Genomic DNA, 17,197 nt, shown 5'->3' on the forward strand with positions numbered 1-17,197 from the left:
AATAGAACTAATACCTTAGAGCTGTTCAGTGCCAAGTGTTCCTCTCTTATCGGTGACACCAGCAGCCCCATCAATCTATCGTTAAAGTTAAGTACCGATGGGTACATATTTATTTAGTTTAAACCCTATGTACTGATTGGTACATAGGGTTTTATTTTAATCTTAGCGAGTGAGGGCATTAATTCTGGTTGAATTGATCCAGCACAATAAATCACTATCTGATTAGTTAATTTATATGCATCAGTATGAGTTTGAGGCGCGTAAAATCTGCCGTTTGTTGTGTCACTGGGCAAATAATTGTGATGGTGATCACTAATTTGTAAATATCCAAATGTATCGGTGGAGCAATAATTCGACAGCGATAAAAATGGCGCTTACCCCAATGATATAAGGGGTCTATGGGTGTTTTTTCGTTGGGATTAAATGTATCAGTGAATATGAAAACAAGGGGGGTGAAATTTCACCTTTTTAATAAATTTGATATTAATCAAATTTATTTGCAATTCTCTGTGAGAGACTTTTTCACACTATTTAGTGCTCATTCGAGTTAAAAGTGAATTAGGTTAAAAGCCTAAGCTGTACCCGCAACTGTAAGCGGCGCTTCTGTTATTTAATTAACTATAACAGAGCCGTGAGCCAGAACCTGCTAATAGTATATGGCTCCAATAATCTGGGCGGGAACACTCAGAAATTGATAATTGTTGCTTTCATATGCACAGGATTATTGGGGGTTGTTAATGACTCAATTTGAATCGTATTATGAAAAAAACAATATTTTTTTCTGTTGTTGCATCCTTATTCGCCAGCCCTTATAGCTGGGGGCATTTTCTTGCTATTACCCCGCAAAATCAAGTCATTGAGAACGGAGCAGAACGTACTCAAGACTTTGATGTTTATTTTACTCATCCAATGACTCAAGGGCCAATTATGGCTATTGATAAGCCTGAGGAAATAGGCTATTGGCGACTTGGTAAAAAAGAAATTCTTTCCGAAAATTTGAAAGAAATATCTATTGAACAACAAAAGGCATGGTCTTTAAAACATCAGTTTAGACGCCCGGGAACATATACTTTTTACGTTAATCAAAAGCCTTATATCGAAAAAAGTGAAAATATTGCCATTGCCCAATATGCCAAAGTGGTCATGGATACTTTTGCTGCCGGGGAAGAATGGGCTCCTCAGCTAAATACACCGGTGGAAATTATACCGCTAACCAGACCTTTCGGGTTGTGGACAAATAGTGTGTTTACTGGCCGGGTACTTAAAAACGGAAAGCCGGCTGCGGGTGTGAGCGTTGAAGTTGAATATGACAATAAGTCCAATGTTCCAATTATCAAAGATGCTTACGCAAAACATATTACAACCACAAATGCCTATGGCGAATTTTCTGTAACACTACCAAAAGCTGGTTGGTGGGGGATTGCTGCCCTAGTTGAAGCGGATGAGCCTATCGAGATTGATGGTAAATCTTATCCTCTTGAGCAAGCGGGTGTGATTTGGCTGCAAGCGGTGGATTTTGAGTAGGAGCGCAGGATGCATATTGTTGATGGTGTACTGAGTATTCCTGTTTTAGCTATTGGAGCAGTCGTTTCTGTGGTTGGAACTGTATACGGATTGCGTCAGCTAGATGATAACAAAATACCTCAAGCTGCTGTTTTAGCTGCATGTTTTTTTGTTGCCTCATTGGTTCATATTCCGGTTGGACCTTCTAGTGTACACCTGATCTTTAATGGACTGCTTGGGCTGTTACTAGGCTGGTCGGCCTTTCCGGTTGTTGCGGTTGGTTTGGTTCTTCAGGGGGTTTTCCTGGGGTTTGGCGGCATCATTGTTCTAGGTGTGAATCTGGTCAATATTGCCTTGCCCGCGGTGTTAATTCACCTGCTTCTGTCTCCTCATATTCACAAATATTCGGGAAGTGTGATCGGATTTATGGCCGGTTTCGGTGCCGTAGTGCTTACCAGTGTACTGGTTGCATTATCCCTGACTTTTTCAGGAGACGTATTCTGGAACAGTGCCGCCTTGGTATTAACTTCGCACCTGCCGGTTGCACTACTGGAAGGGTTTATCTGCGCATATAGTTTTTCTTTAGTTAAAAAGGTTCGCCCCGAGATTGTGTACAACATGAATAAAGCGGCAGAGCCAGGAAGTGAAGGTTGAGCATTATGAGAGTTGATTTTCGGCTAATGAAGCCGCTTCTGGCCTTGATACTTTTGGGTGTAAGTCAATTTAGCTATGCCCATCAGATGAGGGTGTTTGCTTTCGTTGAAGGCAAGGATGTTATCGGTGAGACCTATTTTGTCGGAGGCGGAAAAGTTGCCAGTGCAACTATCGAGCTGATCCGTAATGATTCCGTTTTGGCGACGGCAACCAGCGATTCTGATGGTAACTTTGTGTTCAAAAATGTTGAGGCGGATTCTTATCAGATAAAAGCTGATGGTGGGCAGGGACACCAAGCCAAATTTGCTATCGACAGTAGTGAGTTTCCTTTTACTGCAACGGAAAATAAACCTTCGAGAGTCTCCAGTGTGGAGGCTAATAATACAGCTGTTAATAACGGAGCATGTAATCAGCCAAATAATGCTGAGCTTCAGCAGGCTATTGCACACGCGATCCGCCCCCTCAGAAGCCAAATCGAACAGTATGAAGCGAAAACACGGTTTCGCGATATTGCTGGCGGTATCGGGTTCATTTTTGGCTTCTTTGGCCTGTTTGTCCTTGTTACCAGGAAAAAGGCGTAACTGATGGATATCACTCTTTCCGGTCGGTCTTTAGTTAGTGATAACCGCTCACTGGCAATACATCACAGGTTATTTGTGGCGTTTGTTGTCGTGGCTGCAACTGTGTTGTCGGAAAGTAGTATCTCTCATCTCGGATATTTTCTGATGGCTCTGTGGTTTTGGAAACAGAGTGCGATGGGAGTGCGAGCAGGATTAAAGCGACTGCTGCTGATTGATAGTGTTGTTATTTTAACGGTGTTGCCTCTTCCGTTTTCCGTTGTCGGAAACGAGGTCATGATTGTCGGGCCATTTGAACTATCGGTTTTCGGCCTGGTAAAGGCCCAGGATATTTTTATTAAGTCGACGGTTTCGTCCATTGTGATGATTAGCCAGTGCCACGGCATATCGGGATTAGAGTTATCCAAGGCTCTGACCCGATTAAAGGTACCGGGTAAATTCATTCTCTTGCTTCAATTTTGCATTCGATACATCAGCGTCATGCAGCAAGAAATCTCCAGCCTGAGAATCGCCATGTTGGCAAGAGGTTTTGGCAACGGCCCAACCCTGCATAATTGGCGCAGCTATGGTTATTTGTTCGGGATGCTTCTGATTCGAGCCTTAGCCAGAGCAGACCGCATCTGGTTTGCAATGAAATGCCGAGGCTACAAAGGACAGTTTCCTGCAGCTTTAGAGCAAGGTAGCAAGGCATCGTTTAACTGGGAGTTAGCAGGCTATTTGCTGCTGACAATAACTATTTTTTGCGCAGAGATTTTGCGCCCGTATATCGAACACTATTTCCTGGCCGGAGGTGCCCTGTGAGTACGCTTATCGAGCTAAGCAATGTCGTCTTTAAAAGACCGAACGGTAGCCAATGCGCCGATGGCCTGAACTTCCGCCTGGAAGCATCGCAAAAAGTATCGGTCACAGGCAGTAATGGCAGTGGCAAGAGCACCTTGCTGCAGCTGATTTTGGGCCTTGTGCAGAATATAGAAGGTGAAATTAAGTTGTTTGGCCAGTCATGCTGCAAAGAAGCTGATTTTGCGGCGGTGCGAACACGTCTGGGATTGGTTTTTCAGGATCCTGATGATCAGCTGTTTTGTCCGACGGTTTTGGAAGATGTTTGTTTCGGGCCTATTAACCAAGGGCTATCTCGCGGTGATGCCGAGAAATTGTCACGACAGACGCTAACACGTTTGGGTATTGAACACTTAGCTAATGAGGTGAGCTACCGGTTGTCTGGCGGGCAAAAAAGGCTGGCCGCTTTGGCGACTGTGTTGGTAATGGAGCCTGATGTACTTCTTCTCGACGAGCCGACAAACGGGTTGGATGACAAAAACTATCAACTCTTAATCGATACCATCAACAGTCTCGACATGCCCTTGATATTAATAAGTCACGATCAGCAGTTGCGAAATGCCCTAACCGACATCGAGTACCGGCTGGAAAACGGCAGGCTGACTCTAGTGTCATCACGTGCCGGTGACTCGATTATTCAGGCTGTGCCGGAGAGTGTTCATTAATGGGTAAGCTAAAGCGCTCTCGTAAGAATTCAGACTTGCGTGGTGGCTATACTACCGGGGCATGCGCTGCAGCCGCTGCCAGGGCGGCGGTTCGCAAGCTGGTCTCCCAAGCGCATTTTTCCGAGATTGAAATAGAGCTGCCAAACCGAGAGCTCGCCACGTTTGAACTTGCGCGGCTAGATGGGATTGACGAAGTTGTCGCAGGCGTTATCAAAGATGCAGGTGATGATCCGGATTGTACTCATGGTTTAGAGATTCAATGTATTGCGCGTTGGAAAAATAGCCCAGGTATTCAACTTATTGGTGGCAAAGGGGTCGCAACCGTGACCTTACCTGGCCTTGAATTAGCAGTCGGTGAGCCGGCGATAAATCCGGTGCCAAGAAAAAATATCTATGAGATGGCGGAGCTTGAATGGTTAAAAGCAAGCGCCTTGCTACGTGAAGAAATTGGAATTGAACTGGAAGTTTGTGTGCCTGGTGGTGAAGAGGCCGCCAAGCAGACGATTAATGATCGTTTAGGCCTTCTTGGTGGCATTTCTATCTTAGGGACCAGGGGAACGGTTAAGCCATTTTCGACCTCGGCTTTTGCGGCATCAGTACGTCAGTCTATTGAGATTGCCAGGGCCAATGGCCGTGAGCACGTTGTATTAACGACAGGGAGCCGCTCCGAAAAAGCCGCCATGAAACTGCTTCCGGAACTATCTGATTTGGCCTTTATTCAGGCGGGAGATTTTATTGGTGTTGGTCTGCGAGCGGCAAAGCGCTATGAGATCCAACAAGTCACCCTGGTTGCCATGATTGGCAAGATGGCGAAGCTGGTCTCCGGGCGAATGATGACCCACGTATCCGGGCATGCAATCGACTTTGGGCAGCTCAGTGCTCTCGCTCGTGAGGAGAATATTCCTCAATCGGTTTGTGAACAAATTTCATCTGCAAATACAGGGCGACATGTTTTAGAGATGGTGCGCAAACTCAACGCTCAATCTTACCTCAATCGTTTGTGTCGCGAAGCACATGAACATGCCAACCAATACACAACAGAAGCGCTGGATATACAGGTTCTCCTTATTGATTTTGATGGCAACTTGCTAGCCAGCTTTCCTCGATTTTCACAGAAGAAAATCCAATAACAGGCGGAATAGAAGTGGACAAAATGAAACAAATGACCCGTCAGGGCCAGGCGATAGAAAGAGATTCATTCTTCATTATTGACCAGGAGATCCACGAATTTCGTGGCGGGCATCACTTTGATGCGATGCAGTGGCCTGTTGTCCGACGCGCCATTCATACAACTGGCGATTTTGAGTTCGCCAAGCTTTTTCAGTTCAGTGAGGGTGCAGTTGAAGCGGGGCTTGAAGCACTGAAACAGGGTTGCCCGATTATCAGTGATGTCACCATGATCACCAGTGGCCTCAGTGCCCAGCGCCTATCTGTTCATGGCAACAAGGCTTATTGCTTTATCAGTGATGAAGATGTGATTGCGACCGCTAAAGAGAAAGGGGATACCCGTGCGATTTGGTCAATGCGTAAGGCGCGGGACTTAGGGCTACTCGATGGCGCGGTTATTGGTGTCGGCAATGCGCCGACGGCACTTTATGAAATCTTAAGAATGGTCGAAGCCGGTGAAGCCAAACCGGCACTGGTTATCGGTATTCCTGTCGGATTTGTGAAAGCGGACGAGTCAAAAGACGCCTTGGTTGAACAGAGCAAAGTTCCTTATATCGCCAGCGTCGGACGCAAAGGCGGTAGCCCGATTGTGGTTTCCACCATCCATGCGCTTCTGGCCCAGACGGTGTGAGCAGTATGAGCAGTATTATCGTAGTCGGTGTACCGGAAGATGGTTGTCTGGGACTGACAAGTCGCGCCGTTAGCGCGGTCAGCCAGGCTCGTGTTGTTGCCGGACACCCAAGGCACCTTGAATGGTTTCCGCAATTTGAAGGCTTGTTTCTGGATATGACCCAGGGTTTCTCGCAGTGGATGAACCAAGTGGTTGATGAAAGCGAAGAAGGCGATGTTGTTGTTCTTGCTTCAGGTGATCCTCTGTTTTTTGGCATTGGCGCAACATTGAACAAGAGAGTGGGAGCGGAAGCCGTTTCGTTTATTCCATCGCTAAGTTCTGCCCAGTTGGCCTTTTCGCGACTTTCACTACCTTGGTCAGAAGCCCGGTTTTTATCTTGCCATGGCAGAGAGCTAAAAGGCTTTGTGAGCCAGATGCAGCAAGGCGATCTCTTTGCCGTATTAACCGATAGCAAAAATACTCCGCAGGCTATCGCCCGGCACATGCAGCAGTACAACGAAACCTGCTGGACGCTCACGGTCTGCGAACAGCTAGGTGGGGTGAACGAACAGCTAACGGTATTTAGCGTGGCAGACCTCGCCAAGTCAGAGGTCGGGTTTGACCCGTTAAACATCCTGGTTGCGCAGAGAACCGAGCAGCAATATTGGGGCGGAAACGGCCAGTTTGCCGACGACGAAAGTTTCCTCAAACGTATGCCGCAAAATGGCTTAATTACCAAGCAGGCAGTACGTAATTTAGCGTTGACGACATTGCGAATTAATCACTTGGATACCGTTTGGGATATTGGCGCGGGTTCTGGTTCTATTGCCATTGAATCGGCGAAACTTGGCTGGAAAGGCCAGGTCTTTGCGGTTGAATGCAACCCGGACTGTTTTGACAGTATTGCAGCCAATATCCAGGCACACGGGACAGACAATGTTCAGCTGGTAAAAGGCAAGGCACCGGATGTACTTTCCGAATTACCTGCACCTAATGCCGTCTTTATCGGCGGCAGCCGTGGAGCAATGGACGCCATCTTGTCCGAGGTTTGGGCACGGTTGGAAATCAACGGCCGATTAGTTGTTTCAGCCGTCACGCTAGACACCGTAGCCGAAATCTATCAGTGGGCAAAAGGACAAGCTCTCGCTTTTGATGTGCAGCTTGTCAACATCTCGCAAACCAAGCCTTTGGCACATTACCTTCGCTATCAGGCGGAGAACCCTATTCATCTATTTACCCTAACTAAGTCAGCATAAACAGCAATATAGGAGTACAACACTATGAACACAATTAAGCAGGGACACCTATATTCGGTTGGGGTCGGCACCGGAGACAGTGAGTTACTGACGCTTAAAGCGGCACGTTTGATCCAACAAGCTGATGTCATTGCGATCCCTGAAAAAAACAAAGGAAAAGCAGACTCGTTTGCGTGGGAAATTGTGACTGGTGCCATTTCTGAAGAGCAGATCCAAGGTGAGCGCTGCTTCCTGCACTTCCCGATGACGCGCGATGCCTCTTTGAATGTCCCGGCCTGGCAGTCGGCGGCAAGACAAATTCTGGACTTTTTGAACCAAGGAAAATCCGTGGTATTTGTGACGGAAGGTGATCCGTCGGTATTTAGTACCTGGGCGTACGTTCAGGAAGAGCTGGCCGAACTCAAACCGGAACTTAAGCCAACAATAGTTCCTGGTGTGACGTCTATTACCGCGGTACCTGCGGCAACTAAGATCCCTCTGGCTGATGGTCAGGAGAGGTTCTGTGTTGTACCGGCAACTTACGGTATTGAATGCTTGTCCGAACTTGTTCATGACTTCGATACCATCATGCTGATCAAAGCCGGTCGTATGATCTCCAAACTTGCCGCGAAGCTGGAAGAGCTTGGCCTGCAAGATTGTGCCACCTATGTTTCTCACGCCAGTACAGACAAAGAAGAGATCTACACCAACCTTAATGATGTCCCGCTGGAGCATCGCTATTTCTCAATGGTTCAGCTTTCTATTCGTTCTCGCAAAGGCATTTTACGAGGCACAGAAGCGACTGTCGCCCAAGCGAGTTGATCGATGATGAAGTTAGCTATTTACGCAATAACCGTGAATGGGGCAAAACAGGCTCAGCGCCTGAAACGTGCCCTGCCGTATGCGGATGTCTTTGTCTCTGAAGTTGGAATCAACGAGTGCGAATTTGCCCAGCCATTGGCGTTTCCGCTTTCTGGGTTTGTCGAAGAAAAATTCAGCCAATATGACGGCCATATCTTTGTTTTTGCCAGCGGCATTGTTAGCCGGGTAATTGCCCCTCTGCTTGGTGATAAACGTACCGATCCGGCTGTCGTATGCCTGGATGAACAGGCAAAGTTTGCTATTTCTCTGCTGTCTGGCCACCGTGGCGGTGCCAACGAGCTGACTGAGCGTGTGGCTTATATCGTTAAAGCCACACCTGTCGTTACCACGGCATCGGATGTCTCTGAAAGTGTGTCTGTCGATATGCTCGGCGCACCGTTTGGCTGGTATCTCGACCCGCAAACAGAAAATGCAATCACACCTGTATCTGCAGCCGTAGTGAATGAACAGCCGGTTGCCATCATCCAGCAAGCCGGTGAGAAGGGCTGGTGGAAGTATGACAAACGCATGCCTGCCCATCTCATCTGTCACGATAGTTTGGATGCGTTTAATGCCGATGACTACCAAGGCGCGATCCTGATCAGCGATGAGAAGCGAATCGAAATTGGGAAGTGGCATAACAAGCTGGTGCTTTGGCACCCCAAGTCGATTGTTCTCGGTATTGGCTGTGACCGCAATACACCTGTATCGGTTCTGAAAGCAGGCTTAGAGTCATTTAGTGATGAATTCAATATCAGTCTGGAGTCGGTTTACGGACTGGCCAGTATAGATCTTAAAGCGGATGAGACAGGGATCATTGAGCTTGCCGAAGAAAATCAGTGGCCATACCAAACCTATGCACCGCAAGTACTGGATAACGTCAAAGGTATCGAGAAACCGTCAGATTACGTTAAGAAAGTGACAGGCAGCTGTTCGGTTGCCGAAGCGGCGGCATTAAAGCTGAGTAATACCGAAAAGCTCATCGTTGCCAAATGGGCATTTAAGCAAGACGGTTTCAATATGACCCTGGCCTGCTGCCGCAGGGCGTTTTCTGAGCCTTTGGCTTGGCAAAACCGAAAGAACTGGCTGGGAAAAAACAAACACGGTAGCCATGGTCGTCACGGTATGACTGATCAACCAGGTGAAGCGCAGCATCAAGCAACGCCAGTCAAGGTTAACGCATACGGCAATGAAGTCGTCGAGGGTTACCAGTGCAAACCTAAGCACCCGGATCTAAACCGTCCCATGCTTTATCACCGTCACCATATTCTGGTGTGCGAAGGCGGTCGTTGTGCCAAAGCTGGCAGCAAAAACCTTGGCCATGAGCTGCGTGGACTGCTTAAAGAGATGGGATTGGCGTCAGGAAGCAAGCGTATCAAAGTGAGCAGGACTATGTGTGCGGGGGCCTGCCGTAACCGCTCGACAATGGTTATTTACCAGCGTGACGCAAGCGAGGCTGCCGCGGTGAACAATGCCCTGTGGTTGCGAAATATTGAAACGCTCTCTGAAACCCAGTGGCGTGAACTATTCCAGGCATTAGCCAATGACAAGCCAATAACTCAAGTACTCGATTCAGATTATTTTGCGCCGATAGCTGCGCCTTCAGGAGATGAACAATGAAAAGGCTACGACATTACACCAAAGGAACCGCGATTGTACTGAGTTGCTTTGGCTCTGTGGTAGAACAAAAACGCTACCTGGAATTGCAGCAAAGCGTTGCCGAGCGCTACCCCCACTGTGAAGTAAGAATCGCCCTTAGTTCACGAATGGTGATTAAAAAATTGAATCAAGGCGGGGAAGCGTATCAGCATCTTCCTGCTGTGCTGGCAAATTTGGATTTGGAAGGCTATCAGCGGATTTTGGTTGTCTCTTGCTACCTGTTCCCAACTGATGAGCATAAGCAACTGGTGCAAATGGTTGAGGGTTTCCGCCAGTTCTCTCTGTCCGATATCGAATATACGCCGGCGATAGTGCATCACACCCATATGGCAAATAAGTTACTGGCCGGGTTAAACAAACGCTTTGAAGATGGCAGTGATCTGAACTTGTTTGTTCATCATGGGGCTCCTTATCTGGACAACGCCGGTCACCAGTCCATTGGCTATTGCGACAGTTTATTAAGCCAGCTATCGGATAAAAACCTGACCTGTTCACTGGAGGGGGCATGGCCGTTTGACCTGCTTGCTCCTGCTATCAAGAAGCGTATTGAGCGAGTCGACACTCCTGAAAAGGCAATGCTGCGGATTGTTCCCTTGCTGCTGGTTTCGGGCAACCACTTTGTCAAAGACATGGTAGATATCAAAGCCAAGCTATCAGAGCTTTGTGATGTACAGCTTGCACAAAGCGAGAACGGCGAATCATTTAGTCTGCTTGAGACCAAAGAAGTGACCGATATTATTTTCCTGCAAATCGCCGAGGGGTTGGTTCGCTTAAAAGTACCTGCTGAGGAGGCCTATCGTGGCTAAGTTATCTCTTGTTGGCCTGGGGCCTGGAAGCCTTGACCTGATGTCTATCCGAGCGCAGGACGTGATCCGTAATGCGGATGTTGTTGTTGGTTACGGATTGTACGTCAAATTGATTGCCCCGCTTATTACTGACCAGGCTCTTGTTCGCAGCGGTATGACCAAAGAGTGGCAGCGCGCTGATTGTGCTATCAAGCATGTTCTGGAAGGGCAAAATGTTGCGCTTGTCTGTTCGGGTGATGCTGGCATGTATGCCATGGCGCCGTTGGTTTTTGAGCTTATCGCCAATCAATCTCTGCAAATGGAAGTTGAGACTATTCCAGGTATCACAGCGGCGAATGCCTGTGCCTCGCTGGTTGGTGCGCCTTTGGGACACGACAGCTGCACGATTTCGTTATCAGATCTGTTAACGCCTTGGGATGTGATCACCAAAAGGATTGAAGCCGCTGCAGTGGCAGACTTTGCTATCACCTTTTACAACCCGCGTTCTAGGAAACGCCAGAATCACATCATTGAGGCCCAGGAAATACTGCTAAAACATCGCGCGCCGGAAACACCGGTTGCCGTGGTTAATGCCGCATATCGAGGCGAACAATCGGTACAGCTTTCTACCCTGGATAAGTTTACCGAGCTGGTATTTGGCATGAACGCCGCCGTTATTGTTGGCAACAGTAGCAGTTACCGATTCGACGATTGGATCGTCACTCCACGTGGCTACAAGAACAAATACACGCTAGAAGATGGAGCGACCCTGGCGGGACAAACTCCGGGACGCTCATTAAAACAAGAAACTGAAAGCAGTAAGGAACGAGTATGACCGTTTATTTCATTGGTGCGGGCCCAGGTGATCCGGATTTAATCACTGTTAAAGGTGCAAAGCTTGTCGAAACTTGCCCGGTCGTTTTATACACAGGCAGCTTGGTGCCGAAGGCTGTGATTGAGCGTGCTCGTCCTGATGCATTGGTTCTGAACTCAGCCGATATGGATCTGGATGCGATCACCGCGGTTTATACCAATGCCCAGGAAAATGGTCATGATGTGGCCCGGGTACAAACGGGGGATCTTTCTATCTACTCTTCGCTTGCCGAGCAGACTCGCAGGCTGAACCAGCTTGGTATCGACTGGAAGGTGATTCCTGGTGTTTCTTCCTTTCAGGCTTCAGCCGCGGCGCTTGGGCAAGAGCTGACACTGCCTGAAGAGTGCCAGACCATTATCTTGTCCCGCGCATCTGGTCGCACGCCGGTACCGGAAAAGGAGAACCTGAAATCGCTGGCTGCCCACGAAGCGACACTTTGCTTGTTCCTGAGCGCGACCTTGATCCGAAAGGTGGTCAGAGAGCTCAGCGATGTTTATCCGCAAAACTGGCCGGTGGCGGTTGTAGAAAAAGCTTCTCATCCGGAGCAGCGGATCCTTCGCGGTACGCTGGCAGATATCGCGGACAAGATGCATGAAGCGAATATCAAATCTACTGCGATGATCATTGTCAGCAAGGTATTTGCCATCGACGATTTTGTCGACTCTAAACTGTACGACCCAAGCTTTTCACATGCTTGCCGTAAAGCGACTGTCGTTGAAGAGGTTGTTGTCGAAGAAAACAGCGTAACTAACCAAGCAACAAAGAGTGAAGACATCCAATGAGTAATGGCAAAGTCTATTTGATCGGTGCTGGCCCGGGCGATCCGGCTTTATTAACCTGTCGAGCCAAACAGTTATTGAGTGAGTGTGATGTTGTCTGTTACGACAAACTGGTTAGTGCCGCGATTCTCGCCAGCGTGCCGGCTCATGTAGAGCTTCATCAAGTGGGTTACCGGGGCTATCAGGGCTGTCATATTGATTACGGCATGCACCCTGATGTGATGGCGTTTGCTCTGGCCGGAAAAAGTGTTGCCCGTTTGAAAGCCGGCGATCCGTGCATTTTCGGACGTACGACGGAAGAGTGTCGTGACCTGATTGCTAATGATGTGCCTTACGAGATCGTACCGGGAATAACAGCTGCCTTGGGGGCGGCGTCATACTCTGGTTTCCCGCTCACAAGTGGCGGTGTGGCTTCCAGTGTGACATTCGTAAGTGGTCACCAACACTCAAAGACGATTGCTTCCTGGGGTGAACTTGGCCGTGCCGGCGGTACTTTGGTTCTGTACATGGGGGCGAAAAAACTGGCCGAGCATGCGAAAAACCTCATTGCCAATGGACGAAGCCCGGAGACATCCGTTGCCTTTATCTCCTCGGCAACAAGTGCCGATCATCACTGCATTACCGGTACTTTGGCGAATATTGGTGAGCGGGTCAATATGCTGGAGCAAACAGGCCCTGCTCTGGTTGTGGTGGGGGATGTGGTTGCTCAGAGTAAAGAGTTTGACTGGCGAAAAGACTTGCCGTTCGCGGGTTCACGTTTTCTGGTTTGCGGTTCGCATGATGACTTGAGCCAAATTAGCAACTGTGGCGGGGAAGTTATCAATATCCCTAAGCTCTCAACTGACTCTTTTATTGATGAAGAAGATTTACACTTCTTTAGTATTCAACAAGAGCTGGCTTTCGATGATCTGGCAACTTTCGAGCTTTGGTGGCAGGCATTAAATGATTACCAATGGGATATCCGCAAGTTCTCAATGCCAATCAGCAGCAACGATAAGTTTGTCCGTCAGGCACTGGCTCAATATGGGATCAGGGCAGAAAAAGCCAGTAAATATGCACTGATCCTGACACTCGATGCCGGCAAAGCCTTTGGTGAGCAAAATAACTTCTATCAAATCGGTCGCAGGATCAGCAAGCCTCTTGGGTATGACCTACCACCTGTTGATTGGGTACTGGTTGAAGATATTGCTGTCGTAGAGTCGATTTTTGAGCATCACCCCGAAGCACTGGCAAACGCCAAGATGGTTTCTCTCAATGAAGAGGTCAATCATTGGGCGCTTGCTAATGGTTATATTTCTGCGGAAGACATTCCATATTCGGAGCTAGTTAGCTATTCAAAGTTGATTGCGTCTAATCACTCGGCAGATAACGAGTGTACTCATGCTGCATGAAGCCTCTTTGACTACCGGTATGAGCTTGCTAATCAGTGCATTTAGTGTGGTCGCCAGTTTGTGGCTGGATAAATGGCTGGGTGAGCCAAAGCGTTTCCATCCTCTGGTGGGTTTTGGCCGACTCGCAAAAAAGTGTGAGTCTTGGTGTCGGGCTATTTCGTTTATCAGCACCAAGCAGCAAGGCATTGTTGCCTGGTGTTTATCTGTAATGCCACTAGTGCTACTTAGCTATTTGCTGCTTTCGCTTATTGCTCAATTTTCTGTCATTGCGTTGGTCGTTGGTAATGTCGTGATTCTCTATCTCACCATTGGTGGCAAGAGCCTGATAGAGCATGCAGAAAATATTTATGACCCGCTTCAGCGTGGCGATATTGAGCAAGCGCGTTACCAGGTTTCAATGATCGTCAGCCGCAATACCGAAAAAATGGGGGAGAAGGAAATCACTTCTTCCACCATCGAATCGGTACTGGAAAACGGCAATGATGCCGTATTCGGTCCCATGATCTGGTTTCTTATTTTTGGTGCGCCGGGAGCCGTGCTGTTTCGTCTTGCCAACACATTGGATGCGATGTGGGGTTACAAGAATGAAAAGTATATCGACTTTGGCTGGTTTAGTGCCAAAACCGATGATGTTCTCGGTTGGTTGCCAGCCCGGGTTACTGCTGTGGTTTACGCACTCCAGGGCAATTTCCAACAAGCATTAGCGTGCTGGCAGCAACAGGCTAAAGAGTGCAAAAGCCCTAACGGCGGCGTGGTGATGACCACAGGTGCTGGAAGCCTGAATATTGAGATAGGGGGGCCGACCTATTACCACGGTGTTTTGCACGATAAGAACCCCATGGGTGCCGGGGCGCCTGCAAGCTGGGATTCAATACCCAAAGCGAATCAGCTTGTCACCCGAGGAAGCTTTGCATTGAGTTATTTGTGGTTAGTTTGCGTAATGGTAGGAGTGAGTTAATGGCAGTAAAACATGGTGGAAACTTGCTGGCAATGGCAGGTAAATACGGCAGTGATCCTGCCGAATGGATAGATCTTTCTACCGGTGTCAGTCCTTTTACCTACCCGGTAGGTGATATTCCACTCGCCGCGTGGAATCAGTTACCACAAGAAAATGACGGCTTAGAGCAGGCTGCAGCAAACTATTACAACGCTTCGGTTGAACCTGTTGTGGTTGCCGGCTCTCAGGCCGCCATTAAGGCCCTGCCAGAGGTCATGACTGAAAAGCTGGGCCGTACAGGTACTGTTGCCTTGCCAAGTGTCGGTTATAAGGAACATCAGCATGCATGGGGGAATTACCGCAAGGATGGATGCTGTTGGCAGATTGAGTTTTATGACGGGCTGCCGAGTAAAGAACAGGTGGCTACGTGCGATGTGGTCCTGGTTATTAACCCCAACAATCCTACTGGCAAGCTGAGTCGAAAAGAGGAACTAACCGATCTCTATGTTGATTTGGCAAAGAGAAAAGCGACCTTAATCATTGATGAGGCCTTTATTGATTGTACCCCAAATGAATCCATGTTAAGCCCTAACAAAGACATGGGTAACTTAGTCGTGTTGCGTTCGGTCGGTAAATTCTTCGGTCTGGCGGGAGCCCGAGTTGGCTTTGTTTTTGCCGAACAGGCGATTAAAGATTCACTCTCAAACCTGATTGGCCCTTGGACGGTGACCGGCCCAAGCCGCTCGGTGGTAAAGCAGGCGCTGAGTGATTCAGCCTGGCAAAGCTCGGCTAGAGTGCTTATCCATAATAACTCGATACGCTTGAGTCGCCTTATCGCTGAAAGGCTCACCGCGAGAACCAGCGGCACCGATCTCTTCATTACCGCTTTTCTCTATGACGCGACTTTCTGTTACGACTTCCTGTGCCGGGAAAAAGTCCTTACCCGCCTCTGTGATGAAAAAAATGCCCTCCGTTTTGGCTTACCCGCCGATGAAAAGCAGTGGCAACACTTAGCCGTTGCCTTGGAGAAATTAGCTGAAATCCGGAATATGTCTGCGAATAAGGAGCTTGTGCATGTTAAATAACAAACCGACTATCGAACTGGTATTAGGCGGCGCCCGCTCAGGCAAAAGCAGTTATGCAGAAAAGCAGGCAAAAGCGTCTGGAAAGCCGGTTATCTATATCGCTACGTCAGAAGTTCGTGATGAGGAGATGGCGGAAAGGGTAAGAAAACATCAAGCGCAGAGACCTGACGAATGGCTGGTTATCGAAGAGCTATTAGCGCTACCCCAAGTGCTGCAAGAATTGAGTAAGCCAGATAACTGCATTTTGGTCGATTGCCTAACGTTATGGCTGAGCAACTGCCTGTTTGGTGAATCGAAAATCGGGTGGAAGGAATATAAAGCCAGCCTGTTATCGACACTGGAACTGCTTCCTGGCCAGGTGATCTTTGTTAGCAATGAAGTGGGTTCCGGTATTGTCCCAATGGGAGAAGTAAGCCGGAAATTTGTTGATGAAGCCGGATGGCTACACCAGGCGATCGCCGCTCGGGTGAACAAGGTGACGCTGGTGGTTGCCGGGCTGCCTTTATCGTTGAAATACGAAACTCAGGGGTAGCACAGATGACATGGCTTAACTTTGTAACCTTAAATGGCGTGGCGCCAATCAAAGATCTCCATCTTGTGAGTGATGCCGGAGCCGGTGAAGGTTTAATGCAGTATCACCCGACACGCGATACCGAGTTGATTGTGTGCGGAAGAGCCAATACTCGCCTTAATGGTGCTTATTTACCTTCCCCTGTACTTGGCAATGGCTCTGTGACTCCTGCGATTTTGGTGCATGGGATATTACGCGCCCTGCAAAAACGCGGATTTAAAATCAGGCTCCATTGCTATCAGCTCGGGCTGGATAATCTTCCCGATTTCTCCGGCTGCAAGTTGGATGATGTTGTCATTCATCAGTGCGAGCTGGGCAAAGAAAAAGCCTTAATAGAGACCCAGTTAATCCCTGAGCTAAAAAGACAAGCAGAGAGCGGCGAAAGACACCTTATTGCAGAATCAGGAATAGGTGGAACCACCTTTGCCATAGTGTGGCTCAAGTGCTGGCTCGGCAAGGAGATTATGTTTTCGGGCAGTACCAAAGATCCTGAAAAGCTGACCAGAAAAGAGCAGGTTATTAAGCAGTTATTGGTGATGTCTGAAACGCTGCCCGTTGAGGTCTCCCATTTTTCTGGCGATTTAGAGCTGTCTGATCCGGTTCAGCGAGCCACTTGCGCCTTATTGGATGCTGAGCTTAAAGAGCTGATATTAGCGGGCGGCACCATGATGTTTGCACCAGTGATAGCGATGGAGCGCGAAATCAGTACAGAGGCGCTGAAAATAGCCACTACTCGCTGGATATTCGATTCGCCCGATGCGACTTATGCGGCGTCAAAGCTGCCAGAACAGTGCAGTGTTTTAACCCCCAATGTGAATTTCAATCACTCCCGCTTTGCTGCTCTCAACAAGTACGAGCAAGGTTACGTTGTGGAGGGATGTGGCCTGGGTGCCAGCCTGGTCTTTGCTGAAGAGCAGGGCATGTCTGGTGAAGAGATTATCGATAGCCTGGACGATGCCGTATCGGCCTGGCTGAGTAAGTAATACTAAATTGTTCAGTTTGGTAT

General features: G+C 48.4%; 18 protein-coding genes and 1 riboswitch. All 18 genes read left to right on the plus strand.

Translation table 11 applies throughout. The annotated features are described in order from the left end of the window. Positions 1-514: 514 nt before the first annotated feature. Positions 515-665, plus strand: a riboswitch (cobalamin riboswitch). A gap of 94 nt (positions 666-759) precedes the next feature. From MD588_RS09925 to MD588_RS10010, 18 genes are read left to right on the plus strand one after another with little or no spacing between them, the layout of a single operon-like run. Further along, the gene (locus MD588_RS09925; protein WP_265697009.1) at positions 760-1,524 is read left to right on the plus strand and encodes a DUF4198 domain-containing protein; all 765 of its coding nucleotides are present in this window, start codon (positions 760-762) and stop codon (positions 1,522-1,524) included. A 9-nt stretch (positions 1,525-1,533) separates the two neighbouring features. Further along, positions 1,534-2,157 (plus strand): cobalt transporter CbiM, encoded by a 624-nt coding sequence (cbiM, locus tag MD588_RS09930; RefSeq protein WP_265697010.1) that lies wholly within the window; start codon positions 1,534-1,536, stop codon positions 2,155-2,157. Positions 2,158-2,162: 5 nt separating this feature from the next. Continuing rightward, a complete protein-coding gene (locus MD588_RS09935) occupies positions 2,163-2,738 on the plus strand; it encodes an MSCRAMM family protein (RefSeq protein WP_265697011.1) in 576 nt (191 codons plus the stop codon). A 3-nt stretch (positions 2,739-2,741) separates the two neighbouring features. Continuing rightward, positions 2,742-3,536: an energy-coupling factor transporter transmembrane component T family protein gene (locus tag MD588_RS09940; protein WP_265697013.1), complete on the plus strand. Its 795-nt coding sequence runs from the start codon at positions 2,742-2,744 to the stop codon at positions 3,534-3,536. Continuing rightward, complete coding sequence (locus tag MD588_RS09945) at positions 3,533-4,237, plus strand: energy-coupling factor ABC transporter ATP-binding protein (RefSeq protein WP_265697014.1); 705 nt, start codon at positions 3,533-3,535, stop codon at positions 4,235-4,237. Before MD588_RS09940 ends, MD588_RS09945 begins: the two co-directional genes overlap by 4 nt. Then, positions 4,237-5,367: a cobalt-precorrin-5B (C(1))-methyltransferase gene (locus tag MD588_RS09950; RefSeq protein ID WP_265697015.1), complete on the plus strand. Its 1,131-nt coding sequence runs from the start codon at positions 4,237-4,239 to the stop codon at positions 5,365-5,367. The genes MD588_RS09945 and MD588_RS09950 overlap by 1 nt, the downstream gene beginning before the upstream one ends. 23 nt (positions 5,368-5,390) lie before the next feature. Continuing rightward, positions 5,391-6,035, plus strand: a complete 645-nt coding sequence (locus MD588_RS09955) for a precorrin-8X methylmutase (protein WP_265697016.1) — start codon at positions 5,391-5,393, stop codon at positions 6,033-6,035. Between the two features lie 5 nt (positions 6,036-6,040). After that, positions 6,041-7,270, plus strand: a complete 1,230-nt coding sequence (cbiE, locus tag MD588_RS09960; protein WP_265697017.1) for a precorrin-6y C5,15-methyltransferase (decarboxylating) subunit CbiE — start codon at positions 6,041-6,043, stop codon at positions 7,268-7,270. A gap of 24 nt (positions 7,271-7,294) precedes the next feature. After that, complete coding sequence (gene cobI / locus MD588_RS09965; RefSeq protein WP_265697018.1) at positions 7,295-8,071, plus strand: precorrin-2 C(20)-methyltransferase; 777 nt, start codon at positions 7,295-7,297, stop codon at positions 8,069-8,071. 3 nt (positions 8,072-8,074) lie between these two features. Then, the gene (locus MD588_RS09970; RefSeq protein ID WP_265697019.1) at positions 8,075-9,730 is read left to right on the plus strand and encodes a cobalamin biosynthesis protein; all 1,656 of its coding nucleotides are present in this window, start codon (positions 8,075-8,077) and stop codon (positions 9,728-9,730) included. Beyond that, positions 9,727-10,575, plus strand: a complete 849-nt coding sequence (locus MD588_RS09975; RefSeq protein ID WP_265697020.1) for a sirohydrochlorin cobaltochelatase — start codon at positions 9,727-9,729, stop codon at positions 10,573-10,575. The genes MD588_RS09970 and MD588_RS09975 overlap by 4 nt, the downstream gene beginning before the upstream one ends. Continuing rightward, positions 10,568-11,389 (plus strand): precorrin-3B C(17)-methyltransferase, encoded by an 822-nt coding sequence (gene cobJ, locus MD588_RS09980; RefSeq protein ID WP_265697021.1) that lies wholly within the window; start codon positions 10,568-10,570, stop codon positions 11,387-11,389. The genes MD588_RS09975 and cobJ overlap by 8 nt, the downstream gene beginning before the upstream one ends. After that, on the plus strand, positions 11,386-12,210 hold the full coding sequence (gene cobM / locus MD588_RS09985) for a precorrin-4 C(11)-methyltransferase (protein ID WP_265697022.1): 825 nt from the start codon (positions 11,386-11,388) through the stop codon (positions 12,208-12,210). Before cobJ ends, cobM begins: the two co-directional genes overlap by 4 nt. Next, complete coding sequence (gene cobA, locus MD588_RS09990; protein ID WP_265697024.1) at positions 12,207-13,598, plus strand: uroporphyrinogen-III C-methyltransferase; 1,392 nt, start codon at positions 12,207-12,209, stop codon at positions 13,596-13,598. The genes cobM and cobA overlap by 4 nt, the downstream gene beginning before the upstream one ends. After that, positions 13,588-14,556, plus strand: a complete 969-nt coding sequence (gene cbiB, locus MD588_RS09995) for an adenosylcobinamide-phosphate synthase CbiB (protein ID WP_265697025.1) — start codon at positions 13,588-13,590, stop codon at positions 14,554-14,556. The genes cobA and cbiB overlap by 11 nt, the downstream gene beginning before the upstream one ends. Continuing rightward, positions 14,556-15,620, plus strand: a complete 1,065-nt coding sequence (locus MD588_RS10000) for a threonine-phosphate decarboxylase (RefSeq protein ID WP_265697026.1) — start codon at positions 14,556-14,558, stop codon at positions 15,618-15,620. The genes cbiB and MD588_RS10000 overlap by 1 nt, the downstream gene beginning before the upstream one ends. Further along, positions 15,610-16,152 carry a bifunctional adenosylcobinamide kinase/adenosylcobinamide-phosphate guanylyltransferase gene (gene cobU / locus MD588_RS10005; protein WP_265697027.1) on the plus strand — a complete coding sequence of 181 codons (543 nt, stop codon included), beginning with the start codon at positions 15,610-15,612 and terminating at the stop codon, positions 16,150-16,152. The genes MD588_RS10000 and cobU overlap by 11 nt, the downstream gene beginning before the upstream one ends. Next, positions 16,059-17,174, plus strand: coding sequence for a nicotinate-nucleotide--dimethylbenzimidazole phosphoribosyltransferase family protein (locus tag MD588_RS10010; protein WP_265697028.1), 1,116 nt, complete (start codon positions 16,059-16,061; stop codon positions 17,172-17,174). The genes cobU and MD588_RS10010 overlap by 94 nt, the downstream gene beginning before the upstream one ends. Positions 17,175-17,197 lie beyond the last annotated feature (23 nt).

The sequence above is a fragment of the Photobacterium obscurum genome (genome assembly GCF_026191635.1).
Taxonomy (GTDB): domain Bacteria; phylum Pseudomonadota; class Gammaproteobacteria; order Enterobacterales; family Vibrionaceae; genus Photobacterium; species Photobacterium obscurum.